Genomic DNA, 16,654 nt, shown 5'->3' on the forward strand with positions numbered 1-16,654 from the left:
ATGAGTATCATTCTATCCAAATATTTCCCCTAGAATAAGTTCTGGCTTTACCCGCCACAATTACCCTTTCATTTTTATTTTCACAATACAGCTCTCCGCCTCTTTCTGATAGCTGACGGGCATAAAGTTTGTCTTTTCCCAGTCTTAATGACCAGAATGGAACGAGTGAGCAGTGTGAAGAGCCGGTTACAGGATCTTCAAGAATTGAAGACTGGGGTGTAAAGTATCTCGAAACAAAGTCGCTGTCAGTACCCGCTGCAGTTACAACCACACCTCCGGGATCCAGATTGATAAGGTCTAAAATGGATCTTTCAACACTGATTTTCCTGATGTCTTCCTCAGACTCATATACCAGTAAATAGTCTCTTGATTTGAAAACTTCCTTTGGCTGAATATTGAGAGATTGGGCTATATTCTCAGGAAGAGTCGAAGGCTCAGGCATTCTTGAAGGTAAATCCATATAATAAAGTCCGTCTTTTACATCTACTATCAGCTCACCGCTTTTAGTTTCAAAAACAATCCTGCTCTTCTGATAGTTTAAGATGGAAGTTAGGCAATAAGCGGTGGCAAGAGTGGCATGTCCGCATAAATCCATCTCTATTTCAGGAGTAAACCATCTCAGATGAATGGTATTACCGTTATCAATAAAGAATGCTGTTTCTGCTACGGCATTTTCACAGGCTATTTTTAAAAGAATCTCATCAGGTAACCAGGTTTTCAACGGGACAACACAGGCAGAATTTCCTTGGAAAATAGCTTCTGTAAAAGTATCTATTTGAAATAAATCCAACTTCATGATTAATAAATTTAAACCAATAACAAAGATAAATAATATTGTGAAACCGGACAGCTTTATGGATGACTAATAAAGTGAAATTTTAGATCACCTTTTGGCATTAGTTCTCAAATATACTTTGTCACTCAACACGAGCTTACCGGTACTAACACTGTCCAGTATCATGACCTTACCAGGCTATTTCCAAGCTTCCGCTATCCAATCCTCTAAACTCTGAACATCTGCAACTTTGATTCTAGTGAGAACAATCTCCGGGATGTCCCTTCTTTTAGCACCATGTGAAATTACTACTCAGAAATAAAGCTATTTGATTTACAGTAGTATAAAAGAGTTACTGGAAGTAGTTTTCATATGGTTTAAACTGGATGTATGTAAAGGAGTTATCTTCTTTAACTGAACAATAAATATATCACGATAATTTTCCAGAATTCTGAAATATCAACTGCTATTTTAATAAACCTTATGGTTTGCAGTGCTTGCATAGTAGCTCTGCAACTGTAATGTTATTAGAATATTTTTCCATCATTTGTGTTTTTATCTCTGGGCCTTACTAATAAGTGCTTTTATATCCACGTCTTTTAGCTAAATATTTATATTTTAATGGTGTTAAGCTTACTCTTGTCCGAAACAACCCACCCGAATGACAAAGAGCACTTATGAAAAGATTGCATTCTATTTCCCTATACAAAACTTAGAAAAAATATTCCCCAGTACCTCATCGTTCGTCACTTCACCAGAGATCTCGCCAAGATATTCCAAAGCGTTTCTCAGCTCATAGGCTAGCAGCTCTGTAGAGATCTGGAAAGAAATAGCTTCTTTTACTTTATGTACGGCATCCATTGACTTCTGTAAAGCTTCAAAATGACGTTGATTGGTGATTACCACATTATTTTCCTGGGTTTTTAAATGTTCTACATAAGATGACAATTCATTTTTAAGATCCTGGATATTCTGATTTTCCACTGCTGAAATTCTGATAAAATCAAACTCTTGGGAGATTTCATCTCTGAAAATATTTTCTACCGATTCATACTTCGGAGGCAGTACCTCATCAATTTTGGTAGCACAGATAATCAGCTTCAGATCCTCTCTCAACAATGACCGGATCATTTCAATATCTTCCGAATAGTCCTCAGTGGCAGCATCGGCAAGGTATACCAGAATATTGGCATTTTCAACCTTTTCTTTGGCTTTTTTTACTCCAATGGCTTCAATTTCGTCCATAGTCTCGCGAAGTCCGGCTGTATCAATCAATCGGAAGGCATGACCTTTAATATGAAGAACTTCTTCAATGGTATCTCTTGTCGTTCCGGCAATATTGCTTACAATGGCTCTTTCCTCTTTCAAAAGAGCATTCAACAAAGTAGATTTTCCGGCATTGGGTTTTCCTATGATGGCAACGGCTGTTCCGTTTTTGATGGCATTTCCGTACTGGAAACTTTCAATAAGAGAACTTAATTTCACCTCAATTTTATCCAACAATCCGCTAAGGGCTGTTCTGTCTGCAAATTCCACATCTTCCTCGGCAAAATCCAGTTCCAGCTCGATCAGAGAAACAAAATTCAAAAGGTCTGTTCTTAATAACGATATTTCATTGGTAATTCCGCCTTTCAGCTGGTTGATAGCTACTTTTCGGGAGGCTTCATTTTCAGAGGCAATTACATCGGCAATCGCTTCTGCCTGTGAAAGGTCTATTCTTCCATTGATAAAGGCACGAAGGGTAAATTCCCCTGCCTTAGCCATTCTTGCCCCGTTTTTTATAAGGGTTTCCAGAATACGTTTCCCGATGTGCGGAGAGCCGTGAAAAGCAATTTCCACAGAATTTTCTGTTGTAAAGCTTTTCGGAGCCAGGAAAATAGACAGCATAACCTCATCAATAGCCTCTTCACCATCCATAAAATATCCGTAATGAATGGTATGGGATTTCTGTTTTTCCAGTTTCTTACCTGGAAAACTTTTCTGAACAACCGGTAAAGCATCGTTCCCGGAAACTCTGATAATCCCTAAAGCCCCTACTCCATTGGCTGTAGCCAGTGCGCAAATCGTATCGTTATTCATGGTGCAAATTTACGTTTTTTCGGAATAATTTCTATTGAAGCAGCTTATCTGAATTGTCTATTGGCCTGATTGGTGTTTTTAAAGCTAATTTTTTTGGTGAGAATAATTAAAATATTACAACACAATTCTATGTTGATTAATGCAAAAGAAACAAGTTTTTTATCATTATAATGTTTTTAAGATACCTGAAAATATAACAGAATATAATATGTGCCGACATTCATATAGATTTTAAATGCAAGTAACTTTTGCCATGAATAATATCTGAATCAAAACAATTATTTCAAAGCTCTACCAAGCTTATCTACTTTTTTAATCCATTTATTCCGCTGTCCTTCTGTAGAGTTTCTTATAATTCCGATATAGGTAACCTTTATCGGTTTGATGCCGCAGAATTCCAGTGTTGATTTTTTCAGCTGGTTAATACTTGGCCGGCCATAAAAAAGACGGTAGTACCAACCAGGCTGATCCAGCGTGGTAATGATATGGGCTGTTTTACCTGTCAACAATTTGTCCCACCAGACCGAATTATCTCTGTATTTATAAGCTAATCCAGGCAGAAAAATCCGGTCGATAAATCCTTTCATCAATGCAGGCATACCGCCCCACCAGACGGGATGGACCCAAACCAGATGATCCGCCCATTGAATAATTTCCCAGGCTTTACGAAGATCCGGTTCCAGCTCCATTCTTTTCTGATATCCAAAATGCAGAACAGGATCAAAGTTCAAAGTTGCTATTGTAATTTCTTTCACCTCAGCTCCGGACTGTTTTGCCCCTTCTCTATAAGCTTTCGCAATCCCGAAATTGAAAGAATCTTTATTGGGATGTCCGTTAATAATGGCTATTTTTTTCATAAATATTAGTTTATACTGATCGTTTCGTAGGCTTTAAGCCTTTTAAGCAGGATCTCCGGCTGATGAAGCTGATGACTGAAATAAATACGGTTTTCATGAGTGTTCATAAGCAATTCCTCCATATGAAGCACAGCAGAAAATGCTGTTAATTCAGCCTGTCCTTTAAGACTTTGCAGACTTAATTTTTTATGCCCATCCTTTGTTTTCACCTCGATTTCAAATATACTCTGATCTCCGTTCCCACTCGATCCGAAAATCATTTTTCTTTCCTTTAACGAAAGGATATTAAAAAGCCTTATTTTTTGAAATGCCCCCAAAAGCCATGTGATCAGCTTTGAATTGTAGGTCATCTTAACGCTTACATTGGGTATTTTTTCAATCTGATTTAAAATATACAGATCCGGTACATCGAAATTATAAGCCTGTCTTTTTCCAATTCCAAAAGAAAAATTAAAATCTTCAGCATCCAGGAAATGTTTTATGGAAACAGGGCTGTTATTTTCATACCGGACAAAAGGCTTAGCTACATTTTCTGCCATAAAATGTGCTGAACTTTCTCCGGCAAGATCCTTCACAGAATAGTATACAAATAGCTTTACTTCCAGTATATCTTTCTCATCCGAAAGTGTTTTCACCAACCCGTTTACAATACCGCCCATCCAGCCGGAACTGAATACAATCCTACTGCGGACAGTGTTGCTTTTAGCGATATCATATGCTTTTATAAGATCGGGAGTAGGTTTGGTGATGTCTAAATAATCAATCCCGTTGGCTATAGCAAACTTAAGAATATGATCAGATTGGTCATTCACCGAAAGAATGATCAGATTAATACGATGATCTGTAATTTTTTTTAAAGTTCCGGGATCAGTAACATCAATTTTCAGGTCATTTTCTGTTTTACCTCCTTTCCTTCCACCAATGAAAATATTAACATCCGGATTTCTTTCTTTCAGAATCCGAATCATTGTTTTACCTACAAGACCATTACCTCCAACGATCAGAATATTGTGCTCCATAATTATTTTTTTACAAAATTATAGAGCTCCCTCTCCCAAATACAGGACAAATGTCTAAAAACGAAATCCTGTATCTGTTATATTATATGAGTAAGTAATAATTATATTTCTTTTCTGATACGGCTGAGATGTCTTTGAGTAATTCCAAGATAAGAAGCCAGATATTGTAACGGGATTTTCTGTATATAGTCCGGCTGGTTACCGAGAAGAGTTTCATACCGTTGTGCTGCATTGTCCCTTTGCAGTTGGAAAAACCGGTTTTCAAGTTCAAGATATTCTTCTTCAGCGATCATTTTTAAAAATCTGGTCCAGTTGAGATCATCCCGGACGAGTTGATCCACGGCATCTTTTTTTAAAATCATCAGATCCCCATCGGTAATGGCCTGCATGTTTTCCCGGCTGGGACATCCTGAAATAAAAGACGAATACCCAGCCATCATCTGATTGGGAAACCTGAAACAATAGGTCATATCTTTCCCTTGATCTGAAATATAAAAAGACCGGAAAATTCCGGAAATTATAAATGCGATCTCTTTGCACTTTTGGCCTTCCTGTACAAAAAAATCATTCTTATATACTTTTCTTGATTCAAAAAGCTGTAAAAAATCCCCGATCTCTTTTTCTGAAAATATCTTAAAGCTCCGGAAGTAATCTTCTATCATATCTTTTTAATTGCGGTTAAGGAATATGAAACTCCCTGTAAACTTCTGCTAAATTAAACAAATCTCTTGATTTTACTTTACACTCTTATATAATTACTTTTTACTTTGAAGCTTCAGAAATGAGGATCAATATAGAAAAAAGCCATTTCAGGACGAAACGGCTTACTGCTTTGAATTTACTAAAGTTATATATGAAGATATGAAATGATTGATGTCTCTTTTACTGAAGCAAAGATAGATACCTCAGGACAGATCTGCCTCAGGAAAATCCCTAAAATTATCTCCGTAAAAATACGGTTGTACAATATAAAAAAGCCCTGCAGAAAAGCTGCAGGACTTTGGTTGTTTTATCTAACAATTATAATGTTCTGGGTTTGAGTTCTGGGTTTAAAGTTTCAGGTTCAATGTTCTATATTCACTATTCACACTCCCCCTTTCTCAATTTTAAAGTGGGCTAACCAGAGCCAGGAACCATTCCTTTACCTCTCCTTCAAGATAAGGGCCGATTTTTTCTTCACAGGTTCTGTGATAATCATTCAGCCATGCAATCTCTTTTTCAGAAAGGATTTCTTTTACAATGGTATCTTTAAAGAATGGGCAGAACGTCAAGGTTTCAAACTCATAAAAAGTTCCGTGAATCGTTTTTTCTGCTTCTTTTACCGCAATAAGGTTTTCATGACGGATTCCATAATCTCCTTCCAGATAATATCCCGGCTCGTTTGAGCATACCATTCCCGGCAGAAGATCTTGGGGATTCAGATCTTTTCTGATATTCTGAGGACCTTCATGTACGTTCATAAAGCTTCCTACTCCATGACCTGTTCCGTGGTTAAAATCTTTACCTTCCATCCACAGCGGAAGTCTTGCAACGGCATCAAGGTGAACTCCTTTTGTTCCTTTCGGGAATTTCACCATGGACAGGCGGATCATACCCTGAAGTACCAGAGTAGAGTTTCTTTTAAATTCTTCAGAAACCGCTCCCAAAGCCAATGTTCTGGTAATATCGGTAGTTCCTTCAAGATATTGACCTCCTGAATCTACCAGTATGCTCGCATCATTCGTCACTTCTTTGCTTCCTTCACTTTTTGCAGAATAGTGCATAATAGCACCATTATCTTTATATCCTATGATGCTTCCGAAGCTTTCGCCCACAAAGTTTTCACCTTCTGCACGGAACCCTCTCAACTTTTTACCGATTGAATATTCGTTCATAGTTTCTTTTCCCGCATTATGGGTCAGCCAGTAAAGAAACTTTACCATAGCCACACCATCTCTCACCATTACTTTTCTGAAACCTTCCAGTTCAGCTTCGTTCTTCTGGGCCTTCATCAGGTTACCCGGAACCGGAGCTTTAATAAACTGATTGTCTGCTTTTAATGTTTCAAAGATCTGCTGATTGCTGTTAGGCGATACCAACACGGTTTCATTTTTAAAAGCTTTCAAATAGTTGTAAAATTCTTCGTAAGGCATCATTTTTACGAATGAATCATCCATTTGTTTTCTGGTCTCTACTTCCAGTTTTTCAAGATCTGTAAACAGAACCGCATCGTTCTTTGTAATCACAATATAACCTAAGAATACGGGATTACTTTCCACATCGCTTCCTCTTAAATTCAGTGTCCAGGCAACATCATCAAGGCTTGAAATTACATGAACCGTAGCATCCTGCTCTTCCATTTTCTGGCGGATGGCCCCAAGCTTATCGGTAACAGATTTTCCAGCTCTTTCTAACGGATGTACGAAAATAGGATTCTTCGAAGGGGTGCCTCTGTCTTTCCAGATTTCCTTTAAAAGAGGAAGGTCTTCCAGAATCAGATTTTTGGATTGTAATTTTTGTGAAAGCAGCTGCCAATTGGCATGTGAAGCTGCCTTAGCATTTAAAGCGACTTTACCACCAGCTGGAATTTCAGAAATAATCCAGTCGATATAATTAGGGGTTCCTTCCATTCCATCCTTGAAAAGATCAATTCCGGAACCATCCAGTTCAATGGCAGCCTGGGTAAAATACCTTCCGTCTGTCCAGAGACCTGCTTTATCTTTTGTTACTACCACAAAACCGGCAGAACCTAAAAACCCTGACAGCCATGCTCTTTCCTGCCATTCTTCAGGCAGATATTCGCTCATATGAGGATCTGCAGAATATACTATAAATGCATCAACATTATTTTTCTGCATTTCCTGACGAAGTGCAGCAACTTTTTCCTTTGAAGTCATTCTTTTCTTTTTTAAACACCGAAAGTTACGAAAAATTTAAGCTCTAAAAATGTAAACTTTGTGAACTTTTGGGGATAAAACTAAAATCTGTTGTGCCTGTTGTAGTTAAAAAAATTTCCCACGCATTGTGCAGATGACACAGATCTTTGCGCAGATATTTTCTTTCTGATCTGCAGATGAGGGCGGCAATATAAACCTTATAGGTTTTGGAAACCTGTAAGGTTTGAATAAGATATTGAGTAAACATATTTTGAAATATTGTAAATTTTAAGATACTACAAAATCGAATTTAATATTAATAATGTAAAATTTTGGAAAGATTATTGCTACATCTATAATATGAAAATACAGAATTATAACAATCACAGGAAATTTTATCCGCCGCATCACTTCATATATCTTCCTTTGCTTATCCTTCTTGAAGTCTTTGGAATGTATAAAATATGGGATGATCCCGAAAATAAACTCATCTGGATTTTGTTTTCTATTGTTGTATTTCTGCTTTTCTATCTGGCTTTCATGACCAGACAACATTACGCTTTGGGGCTTCAAAACCGTATGGTAAGGCTTGAGTTTAAACAGCGATATTTTGAGATTTTCGGTGAAAGATCTGATGAAACAGCTGAAAAATTAAGATTTGACCAGATTGCCGCCCTGAGATTTGCTTATGATGATGAATTTAAAGAGCTTCTGAACCGGGCTATTCACGAAAACATTTCCGGGGATGAGATTAAAAGATCCATTAAGCGATGGAAACCTGATCTCTATAGAATTTAACACATCCAAAATATATACATCATGAAAAAGTTGAGCTTATACAGTATGACGATACTCAGCTTGTTGACACTAACGAGCTGTGAAGCAGTAGAAACAATTTTTAAGGCTGGAATGTGGTGGGGAATTATCCTAGTCTGCGCCATTGTAGTTATTCTTTTACTGATCTTTTCGAGGGGTAAAAACTCTTAACCATTTTTTATGGAGAAGAATGCAGACACAGAGATTATTTCTCATCTTAGACCTTCAAAAATTGTAAAAATCATGAATGATCCGGAAGCTTCTGCAAAGGCGGTACATCTTGTATATACCACCGATGCAGAAACCGCCGGAATTATCCGTAAGAAAACCGGAAAAAAATATTCTTACTTCAAAGACGGTGAGAAGATCAAAGATAAGACCGAGATCAACAGAATCAATAAGCTGGTGATTCCTCCCGCCTGGGAAAATGTATGGATATGTGCCCTGGAAAATGGTCATCTTCAGGCCACAGGTTTCGATATAAAAAAAAGGAAACAGTACCGCTATCATCCACTTTGGAGTGCTTTGAGAAATCACACCAAATTTTATAGAATGCTTCAGTTCGGATATGCGCTTCCGGATATAAGGCTTCAGGTAGAGCAGGATCTCGCTCTGAGAAATTTTGAAAAGAGAAAAATACTGGCTCTGATCGTCAGTCTGATGCAGCGTACCAATATCAGGATCGGCAATAATGCCTACGAAAAGCTGTATGGTTCTTTCGGCTTAACGACATTAAAAGGCAGACATGTGAAGATCAACGGTCAAAAAATTACGTTTGAATTCAAAGGAAAAAAGGGAATCATGCACCATGTGGACCTCAAAAGCAGAAGACTTGCAAGGCTTGTTCAGAAGTGCAAGGATATTCCAGGAAAGGAGCTTTTTCAGTATATCGATGAAGAGGGAAACCGTCATTCCATAGACTCAGGAATGGTGAATGATTACATTAAAGAAATAAGCGGTGAAGATTTTACGGCCAAAGATTTCAGAACATGGTCCGGAACAGTGAGTGCTCTCATTGCATTTAAAGAGATAGGCTATGCAGAAAATGATTCCCAGTATAAAAAGAAAGTGAAAGAAGCTCTGGAAATTGTTGCAGGACACTTGGGAAACACCAGCACCGTATGCAAAAAATACTACGTTCACCCGCTGGTTATCAATCTTTATGAAAACAATACCCTAAAAAAATATCTCGACGAGCTTGAAGAAATTGAAGTAAATGACGGGAAAGCAGACCTGACACAGGAAGAAAAACTTGTGCTGAAAATTTTAGAAAACGAGAAAATGTGATAAAGATGAATGAATTGTGAATGGGCAATTTGTTTTGCAGTGAATTTCCTTACGGCACTTTTTTATAATTCACCATTAACTTGCCCAGCAAAATTCACTATTGATATTTACATCAAACCGGAATCCTGTTCTTCAAAAACTGTGTTCTGTACTCTTTAGGGGTAATTCCTGCAATTTTTTTGAAAAGCTGGGTAAAATGTGAAGCTGTATGAAAGTTCAGTTCATAAGCGATTTCAGCAATATCTTTACTGGAATGAAGGAGAGCCTTGCTATAATTGATGTCTATTTCATTGATCCATTGTTTCGGAGATTTCTGGGTAACGTTTTTCACACATTTATTGAGATAACTTTCTGTCACAGAAAGCTTATCAGCATAAAAGGCTACTCTTTTTTCTATCACATGGTATTTAAAAAGAAGGTCACGGAACTGAAGAGACAGTTCCATCGGGCGGGTGGCTGATTTATGATGCGAATCGGAATCTGTACTGAGCATTTTCACCAGAATAAGATGCAGCATGGTAACGACCACTTCGTTGATATTGAGGCTATTCAGCCATAATTCCTGTTCCATGATCGGAAGCAGCTGGGTAATCGTTCCATAAGTGAGGCTGTCCAGGTTCAGGAAAGGTGTCATAAAGAAGATGCTGCTTTTGTGTTTCGGAAGCTCCTGTTCAGACAGAATATTATTTTCATATGCCAGAAAGAACCCTTCAATATCATCGGAAAGTTCCACGGTAGCTGTTATGGTTCCCTGTTTGATAAAAATAACACCACCTTTTTCAGCATGATATTCTTTATTTTCAAGATATTGTCTGATGTGTCCTTTAGTTACAAAAATAATGAAGTTAAAGGTCGTACGGTAAGGGATTACCGGCATCAGGATTCCTTTAAGGTAATTTTCTATCCGGTAAAGCTGTATATCCGCATTATTAGCTAGTATTTTCTCCGTGATATTCGGGAGGAAAAGTTTTTTATACTGAAAATTGGATAATACTTCCATATCCGTTTAATGATTATTTAAAGTTAATAAAATTTATTCAGGAAAAAGGAGATAATTTGGAAATTTGAAAATGAGTTAATTTGAAAATGATGAAAAAAAATTTCATTACCCCTTCTCAAATTTCCAAACTCTCAAATTTTAGAATTTATAATACACACCTACCCTCACTCCGAAAGGGCTTCCGGGAGTATAGGTAAGATCTGTCACAGGCTCTGCTTCGCCTTTCAATTGGGTTTCTGTAGCAAACTGCGCTTCATTCCATTTTACATTGAAAAGGTTATTCACCTGAAGATTAGCTCCCCATTTCTGGCGGTTGTAAGAAAGCATAAGGTCGTTAACAAAGTAAGCTTTCGTTTTGATGCTGTTGTCTTCTACCGCAGGTCTTGAACCAAGGTACCTGTATTGTAATCCCAGAGAGAATCCGTTAAGGAAATCCCAGTTTACGGAACCTGTACTGGTGACTACAGGAGCCAATGGGACGTAGTCATTTCCTTTTTCTTCTTCAATGAATCTGGCGTGGGAATAGTTCACATCTGCATTCAGATAGAAGTTCTCCAATGGCTGGAAACGTACTCCAAGATCGGCCCCAAAACGTCTTGATTTTCCGGAAGGCTCTACCACCGCATCGTCTCCTACATACACAAATTCCTGCTGCAAATCCATATACCATAATGTTGGGGTAATGATCAAAGATTTGAAGGGATGTAATCTTACTCCGAAATCTGCACCGATAGAATACGGAAGGGTCTTCTGATCTGCGTTCGGAACAACCACTCTTAAATCGTTGGAGTGAAAGCCCATTCCGGTTTTCAGGAACCACATTACATTGTCATTCTGGGCATAGGAGAAGTTTAACTTAGGACTTAGTCTGGTAGCCTCTTTTGACTGTCCGGACGGAAGCTGTTCAGGATCCAGAAGGTTATGCATATTGAATATAAAATGATCTACTCTTAATGCCGGGTTGATCGTCCATTTTCCTATTTTCCAGATCAATCCTGAATACGCATGAAGATTGGTTTCCGTTCCGGTTACATCCGCCATTCTGTCCAGCAGCAGATCCCTGTGATATACATGGTTCAGCTGAAGTGTATTGATGTCATCATTTCTAAACCCTACGCCTGAGATCCAATTCAATGAGCTGTTCGGCAGTGTAAAGTTTTTAGTATATTTTATTTCGGTTCCGTAAATGTTTCTTCCGTCGGTCTGGTGGATCTCGTCACCGTGGTCTTTATCTTTTAAATAAAAAGTAAAATCAGAATACAGATTGAAATTATATTTTGAATAAAAAGCCATGGCATCAATCTGTTCCGAAGATGAAATAATATGTTTGAAATTCATCTGAAGGTTGGTTCTGGAGGTTTTTCCGCCTTCTGAAGGATCAATGCTTCCCCATCTGCCGATGATTCCTTCATCTACCGCACGTTCAGGAATCTGTCCGGAAGCATTCCAGGAAGAATTAAAGGTGGAGAACTGGATGTTGAAATAATCATTATCTGTGATCCACTGATTGTACTTTCCGAAAATATTAATCCTGTTAAAATTCTGCTTTACATCAAAAGGACCGTCTGTATAATTGTATTCCGCGGCAACATAAGCATTTTTCCGGCCGGCATCATCGTGCAGGATATTGAACATTCCCAAGATTCTTTTTGAGTTGAATGAACCTCCTTCCAGCTTGATCATACTGTTTTTCAAACCATTGTAGGTCTGAAAATCCACATATCCGGCGGTATTAAAATCTCCACGGTCCATATAGTAAGCTCCTTTCCCGAAATCAATATTATTTACTGTTTCCGGAATAACGAAGTGAAGGTCTGAATATCCCTGGCCGTGAGCATGGGAAACGATATTGACAGGCATTCCGTCTACATTCACACTTACATCGGTACCGTGATCTGCATCGAATCCTCTCAGGAAAAGCTGTTCGGCCTTCCCGCCTCCTGCGTGCTGGGCAATAAATAGCCCCGGTACTTTTCTCAGCAGGTCCTGAGCTGAATTTACAGGAAATTTATTCAGATCCACTTTGGTAATCGCGGATAAAAAAGAGCTGTGGTTGATGGCTACTTCAGAGATCTGAAACGGCTTATGTTGTAAAAAAATAACTTTATTTTTATCTTCATCATTGGCTACGGCCCATTTTACCTCATCATATCCCTGGCGGCTGATCACCAGTGTATCAGGAAGTGAAGCAGTGGGTATACTGAACATACCGTCTGTTCCGGAATGGGTATGGCTGTTTCCGTGGTTATACTTTACGAGAACGTCTGCAATGGGAAATTTGTCATCTGCATCTTTTATTAGCAACTGCTTTTCTGTTTCCTGTGCCATTATTTTTCCACTGAAAGCCATTGCCAGAAACACTGCTGCTATTTTAGTTATCTTCATTTTGATTGATTTATTGTTATTTTTCTTTTAAATGTATTTATGATTTTTAGAGGTAAGATGAGGAACCTCAGGGCTTATCTATTTCTTTACTTTAAACATTTTCTGGATCAGAAGCGTGATCCATGTTCCGGCAACGAAAGGAAATGTAAGCACCCCTCCTACTTCACTCAATGTATTATGGTCTACCAGCAGGTCATCAATGCCCACAGTAATTGTTACTGCAATTAAAACCCATAATCCGTTGATCTTTTTAAATCCTGAAAAGACGATGGCAGAAAGCACCGCATTAAACCCGAAAAGTCCCATATGGATTTTCTCTATGGGTTCCCCGTTCATATGAGAGAGAGAGGAACCCAAGATTGCCCCCGCAAAACCATACAATGCGGCAGCCGGAGAACTGATGAAAACCGCCACAAAGAAAATGATTCCCGATAGAATTCCCCCCTGGAAAATTACTTCCCCAAATGCGTTGGTGCAGGTCAAAAAGTCATCATAATCTGCAGGTCCAGCCGGCGCAGACATCATTTCTGATGGCGGAATCTGTGTAAAATGATGTAATACAAAGACACATACCCAGGTAATCAGAATAAACGGAAGGGTAAATACCGGAATTTTTTTCACGATAAAAAAATGCTGGATTACCGCAGCCAAAGCACCTCCTATGATGATCAGCACCCAGATTAGAAACGTTGCCTGAAATACAAAAGATAAAGCCACACCTACCAATGCTGCACTGAAGCCGTACAATCCTGCATTGATTTCAGATGGGTTATACTTTAACTTCATTGCGGTAAAAGTTCCGGCTGCTGTTGACAACAATACAGCAACACCGCCCTGCCAGCTTCCGATAAAGATACCGATAAGAAACAGGAGCCCGGTCCACCGATTTTCCTGAAGCATAATCTGCCCGATTCCTTTTAAAATATTGTCTATAAAAGGGATTTTTTTGAAAAATTCGTCCATAGTTTTTTTAATTATATTAATGAAGGGTGATTTGAGATTTGACGTTTGAAATTTGAGATTTGAGATTTGAGATTTGAGATTTGAAGCACTCTTCATTTATCTTACCACCCCAGAAAGACCATTCCGACACCGCATACGGTAACCACAGCCCCGCTGACCACTCCCATATATCTTTCCAGTTTTTCTGTGTTAAATAAGGTTGAATATCCGTAACGTCCCAGAAGAACCATTCCCAGCATGGTAAGAACTGTTGTTGCAGTAAATGAGGTCACAAGGACAGCAATTTCAGACATGGAATGCTTTACTCCGGAATAGAACAGTAAAGGAATCAATGGTTCACTCGGCCCCATCACGAAGATCATGAAAAGGACTAACGGAGTTACCTTAATTCTTTTCTGAGGCATTATCATTTCAGTGTGATTGTGTTCATACACGTATACATCATCACCCATGACATCAAAATGCTTGTGAGGCTTGTTTCTTACTGCCTGAACCAATCCGTATATCAGATAAACCCCTCCGAAAATCAACAAGGCCCATCCCGAAAAATTCCCCCTGATATCCTGAAACCATGAAATTTTATTCAGCTGCCATCCAAGAAAAACTCCGATAAAGCCTAAAATAAGGGAGCTTAATACGTGCCCGAATCCACATACTACTGTGAGTATGGCGGTTTTCATTCCGCTCCATTTTTTAGATTTTGAAATAACGATAAACGGGAGGTAATGATCCGGCCCTGAAGCGGTATGTATAAAACTTATTGAAACGGCACTCAACAGAAGCGCCCAAACTGTACTATCCATTTTTTCTAATTCTATTATTCTTTCTTAAATTTTGGCTAAAGCCAATGGGAATATCCTTCTTTATTTAAGTGGGCTGAAGCCCACCTCTATTGAATATTTTTCTCTGCATTTTCCACAGATGATCATGTTTTAAATTATGTTCATTTTTCATATCTGGTTCTGGCGAATTTCTTTCATTAACGCGGGCTAAAGCCCGCTCCAATTCTTAACTTTTTGTTGATCTCTTTACAAACCTTATAGGTTTTTGAAAACCTATAAGGTTTCGCTGCATCTATTCATATTTATTCAAGAGACCAGAGTAATTCCTGGATATGAAGAAAGAAATTATACATCAGCTCTCCTCCGTGTCCTAAAGCTCTTACGACAAAGCCATTGTCTTCCATTGCGGAAACACCCACCTCCATCTCTTCTTTATGCTGTTCTGCTGCTTCAATAATGGTTTCAATCAGTCCATTTTTATCCACGTTCTTCTTTGTACTGTAGAAAATGAGCGTTCCCTGGTGGGTATACTTTTCCAGATTTCCGATGCAGCTGATGGGGATCAGATCCGGCTGGATCACCACGTTATCTTTTATTACCAGTTTATCGTTGTGATAAATTTCCATGAGATTCTGAAAACGTTTCAGCTTAAAGACTTCTCCGTAATGTTTTCTTCCGCAGGTAATGATTTCGCTGATAATGATCTGGCTGTTTCTTCCGACATGGATATTGGCTTTACTCTGAAAATTAGAATCTTCATGCGGAACCACAGGATGCGGAACATAAGCAAAAGAGGTATTATCTTCCATTTTTACATTGAGTTCCTGCACTGCCCTATCCTTCATATTGAACAGCCTTTGATACGACTGCGACTGCAGCTGAAGAGAGGCTCCTTTTTCCAGCGCTACCTCCAGATGATAATGGTCTCCGTCCAGAATTCCGGGAGAAGAGCTCATAATCATCTGATAGAGTTTTTTGTCGCTTTTCCGCTGTCCTACAGAAACTACCCTGAAAGGAAGTGAGACATAAAGGTCTTTCACATACGATTCTCCTCCCTTGAATCCTGCAATAATATTTAAACGACTGTCCATTTATCTTACCAGGTTCGGTTCTTCAATTTCTTCAAGAAGTGCATATTTTTTAATCCACCCGATTACTTTATCCAGACCTTCATCCGTTTTAAGGTTGGTGAATACAAAAGGATTTCCTTTTCTCATTCTTCTGGCATCATTCTCCATGACTTCAAGGCTGGCTCCTACATAAGGGGCAAGGTCAATTTTATTGATGATTAAAAGATCTGATCTGGTAATACCGGGACCTCCTTTTCTCGGAATTTTTTCTCCTTCAGCCACATCAATAATAAAGATGGTAACATCGGCAAGGTCCGGACTGAATGTTGCTGAAAGGTTATCACCCCCACTTTCAATAAGAACCAGTTCGATTTCCGGGAAACGTGCTGCCAGCTCATCTACTGCTTCAAGGTTCATACTTGCATCTTCACGGATAGCAGTGTGAGGGCATCCTCCTGTTTCTACTCCGATAATTCTCTCGTGGGGAAGAAGACTGTTTTTCGCCATGAATTCAGCATCTTCTTTGGTGTAAATATCATTGGTAATTACTCCAAGATCGTAAGTCCCGAATAATTTTCTGCTTAAACGTTCCAGTAATGCGGTTTTTCCTGAACCTACAGGTCCTGCCACTCCTACTTTTATATATTTTCTGTTTTCCATTTTTTTTAAATTTTACTTTGTTTTTTAACGCTACGAGCGCTAAGTTTTTTTTATTGATTGAGAATATTTTACAGTCGCAAAGGCATTTCAATCAGCAAAAGAACTT

At 38.6% G+C, this 16,654-nt stretch carries 15 protein-coding genes; 3 read left to right on the plus strand and 12 right to left on the minus strand.

Features of this window, described 5'->3' with window-relative positions:
- Positions 1-7 precede the first annotated feature (7 nt).
- From FW768_RS07395 to FW768_RS07420, 6 genes are all read right to left on the minus strand, one after another.
- Complete coding sequence (locus FW768_RS07395; protein WP_153394177.1) at positions 8-796, minus strand: PhzF family phenazine biosynthesis protein; 789 nt, start codon at positions 794-796, stop codon at positions 8-10.
- Positions 797-1,468: 672 nt separating this feature from the next.
- Positions 1,469-2,854: a tRNA uridine-5-carboxymethylaminomethyl(34) synthesis GTPase MnmE gene (mnmE, locus tag FW768_RS07400; protein WP_153394179.1), complete on the minus strand. Its 1,386-nt coding sequence runs from the start codon at positions 2,852-2,854 to the stop codon at positions 1,469-1,471.
- Positions 2,855-3,132: 278 nt separating this feature from the next.
- Entirely contained in the window at positions 3,133-3,711 is a 579-nt protein-coding gene (locus FW768_RS07405) for an NAD(P)H-dependent oxidoreductase (protein WP_153394181.1), read from the minus strand.
- Positions 3,712-3,716: 5 nt separating this feature from the next.
- Entirely contained in the window at positions 3,717-4,730 is a 1,014-nt protein-coding gene (locus FW768_RS07410) for an NAD-dependent epimerase/dehydratase family protein (protein WP_153394183.1), read from the minus strand.
- Between the two features lie 101 nt (positions 4,731-4,831).
- The gene (locus tag FW768_RS07415) at positions 4,832-5,392 is read right to left on the minus strand and encodes a Crp/Fnr family transcriptional regulator (RefSeq protein ID WP_153394185.1); all 561 of its coding nucleotides are present in this window, start codon (positions 5,390-5,392) and stop codon (positions 4,832-4,834) included.
- A gap of 444 nt (positions 5,393-5,836) precedes the next feature.
- Positions 5,837-7,606, minus strand: coding sequence for an aminopeptidase P family protein (locus FW768_RS07420; protein ID WP_153394186.1), 1,770 nt, complete (start codon positions 7,604-7,606; stop codon positions 5,837-5,839).
- A 339-nt stretch (positions 7,607-7,945) separates the two neighbouring features.
- Here FW768_RS07420 and FW768_RS07425 point away from each other — a divergent pair, with 339 nt between their 5' ends.
- From FW768_RS07425 to FW768_RS07435, 3 genes are read left to right on the plus strand one after another with little or no spacing between them, the layout of a single operon-like run.
- On the plus strand, positions 7,946-8,383 hold the full coding sequence (locus FW768_RS07425; protein ID WP_153394188.1) for a DUF6526 family protein: 438 nt from the start codon (positions 7,946-7,948) through the stop codon (positions 8,381-8,383).
- A 21-nt stretch (positions 8,384-8,404) separates the two neighbouring features.
- Positions 8,405-8,572, plus strand: coding sequence for a phosphatidate cytidylyltransferase (locus FW768_RS07430; protein ID WP_082377001.1), 168 nt, complete (start codon positions 8,405-8,407; stop codon positions 8,570-8,572).
- A 9-nt stretch (positions 8,573-8,581) separates the two neighbouring features.
- Positions 8,582-9,688 carry a DNA topoisomerase IB gene (locus FW768_RS07435; protein WP_153394190.1) on the plus strand — a complete coding sequence of 369 codons (1,107 nt, stop codon included), beginning with the start codon at positions 8,582-8,584 and terminating at the stop codon, positions 9,686-9,688.
- Positions 9,689-9,800: 112 nt separating this feature from the next.
- Here FW768_RS07435 and FW768_RS07440 read toward each other — a convergent pair whose 3' ends face one another.
- The 6 genes from FW768_RS07440 to ureG all read right to left on the minus strand — a co-directional run bounded on the left by FW768_RS07440 (position 9,801) and on the right by ureG (position 16,548).
- The gene (locus tag FW768_RS07440; protein WP_153394192.1) at positions 9,801-10,688 is read right to left on the minus strand and encodes a helix-turn-helix domain-containing protein; all 888 of its coding nucleotides are present in this window, start codon (positions 10,686-10,688) and stop codon (positions 9,801-9,803) included.
- 138 nt (positions 10,689-10,826) lie between these two features.
- Positions 10,827-13,073: a TonB-dependent receptor gene (locus FW768_RS07445; protein WP_153394193.1), complete on the minus strand. Its 2,247-nt coding sequence runs from the start codon at positions 13,071-13,073 to the stop codon at positions 10,827-10,829.
- A gap of 78 nt (positions 13,074-13,151) precedes the next feature.
- Positions 13,152-14,036, minus strand: a complete 885-nt coding sequence (locus FW768_RS07450; protein WP_153394195.1) for an urea transporter — start codon at positions 14,034-14,036, stop codon at positions 13,152-13,154.
- A gap of 101 nt (positions 14,037-14,137) precedes the next feature.
- Entirely contained in the window at positions 14,138-14,839 is a 702-nt protein-coding gene (locus FW768_RS07455) for a hypothetical protein (RefSeq protein WP_153394197.1), read from the minus strand.
- Between the two features lie 281 nt (positions 14,840-15,120).
- On the minus strand, positions 15,121-15,909 hold the full coding sequence (locus FW768_RS07460) for an urease accessory protein UreD (RefSeq protein ID WP_153394199.1): 789 nt from the start codon (positions 15,907-15,909) through the stop codon (positions 15,121-15,123).
- Positions 15,910-16,548, minus strand: a complete 639-nt coding sequence (gene ureG, locus FW768_RS07465) for an urease accessory protein UreG (protein ID WP_153394201.1) — start codon at positions 16,546-16,548, stop codon at positions 15,910-15,912.
- Positions 16,549-16,654 lie beyond the last annotated feature (106 nt).

Origin of the sequence: Chryseobacterium vaccae (genome assembly GCF_009602705.1) — a bacterium.
In the GTDB taxonomy this organism is placed as follows: domain Bacteria; phylum Bacteroidota; class Bacteroidia; order Flavobacteriales; family Weeksellaceae; genus Chryseobacterium; species Chryseobacterium vaccae.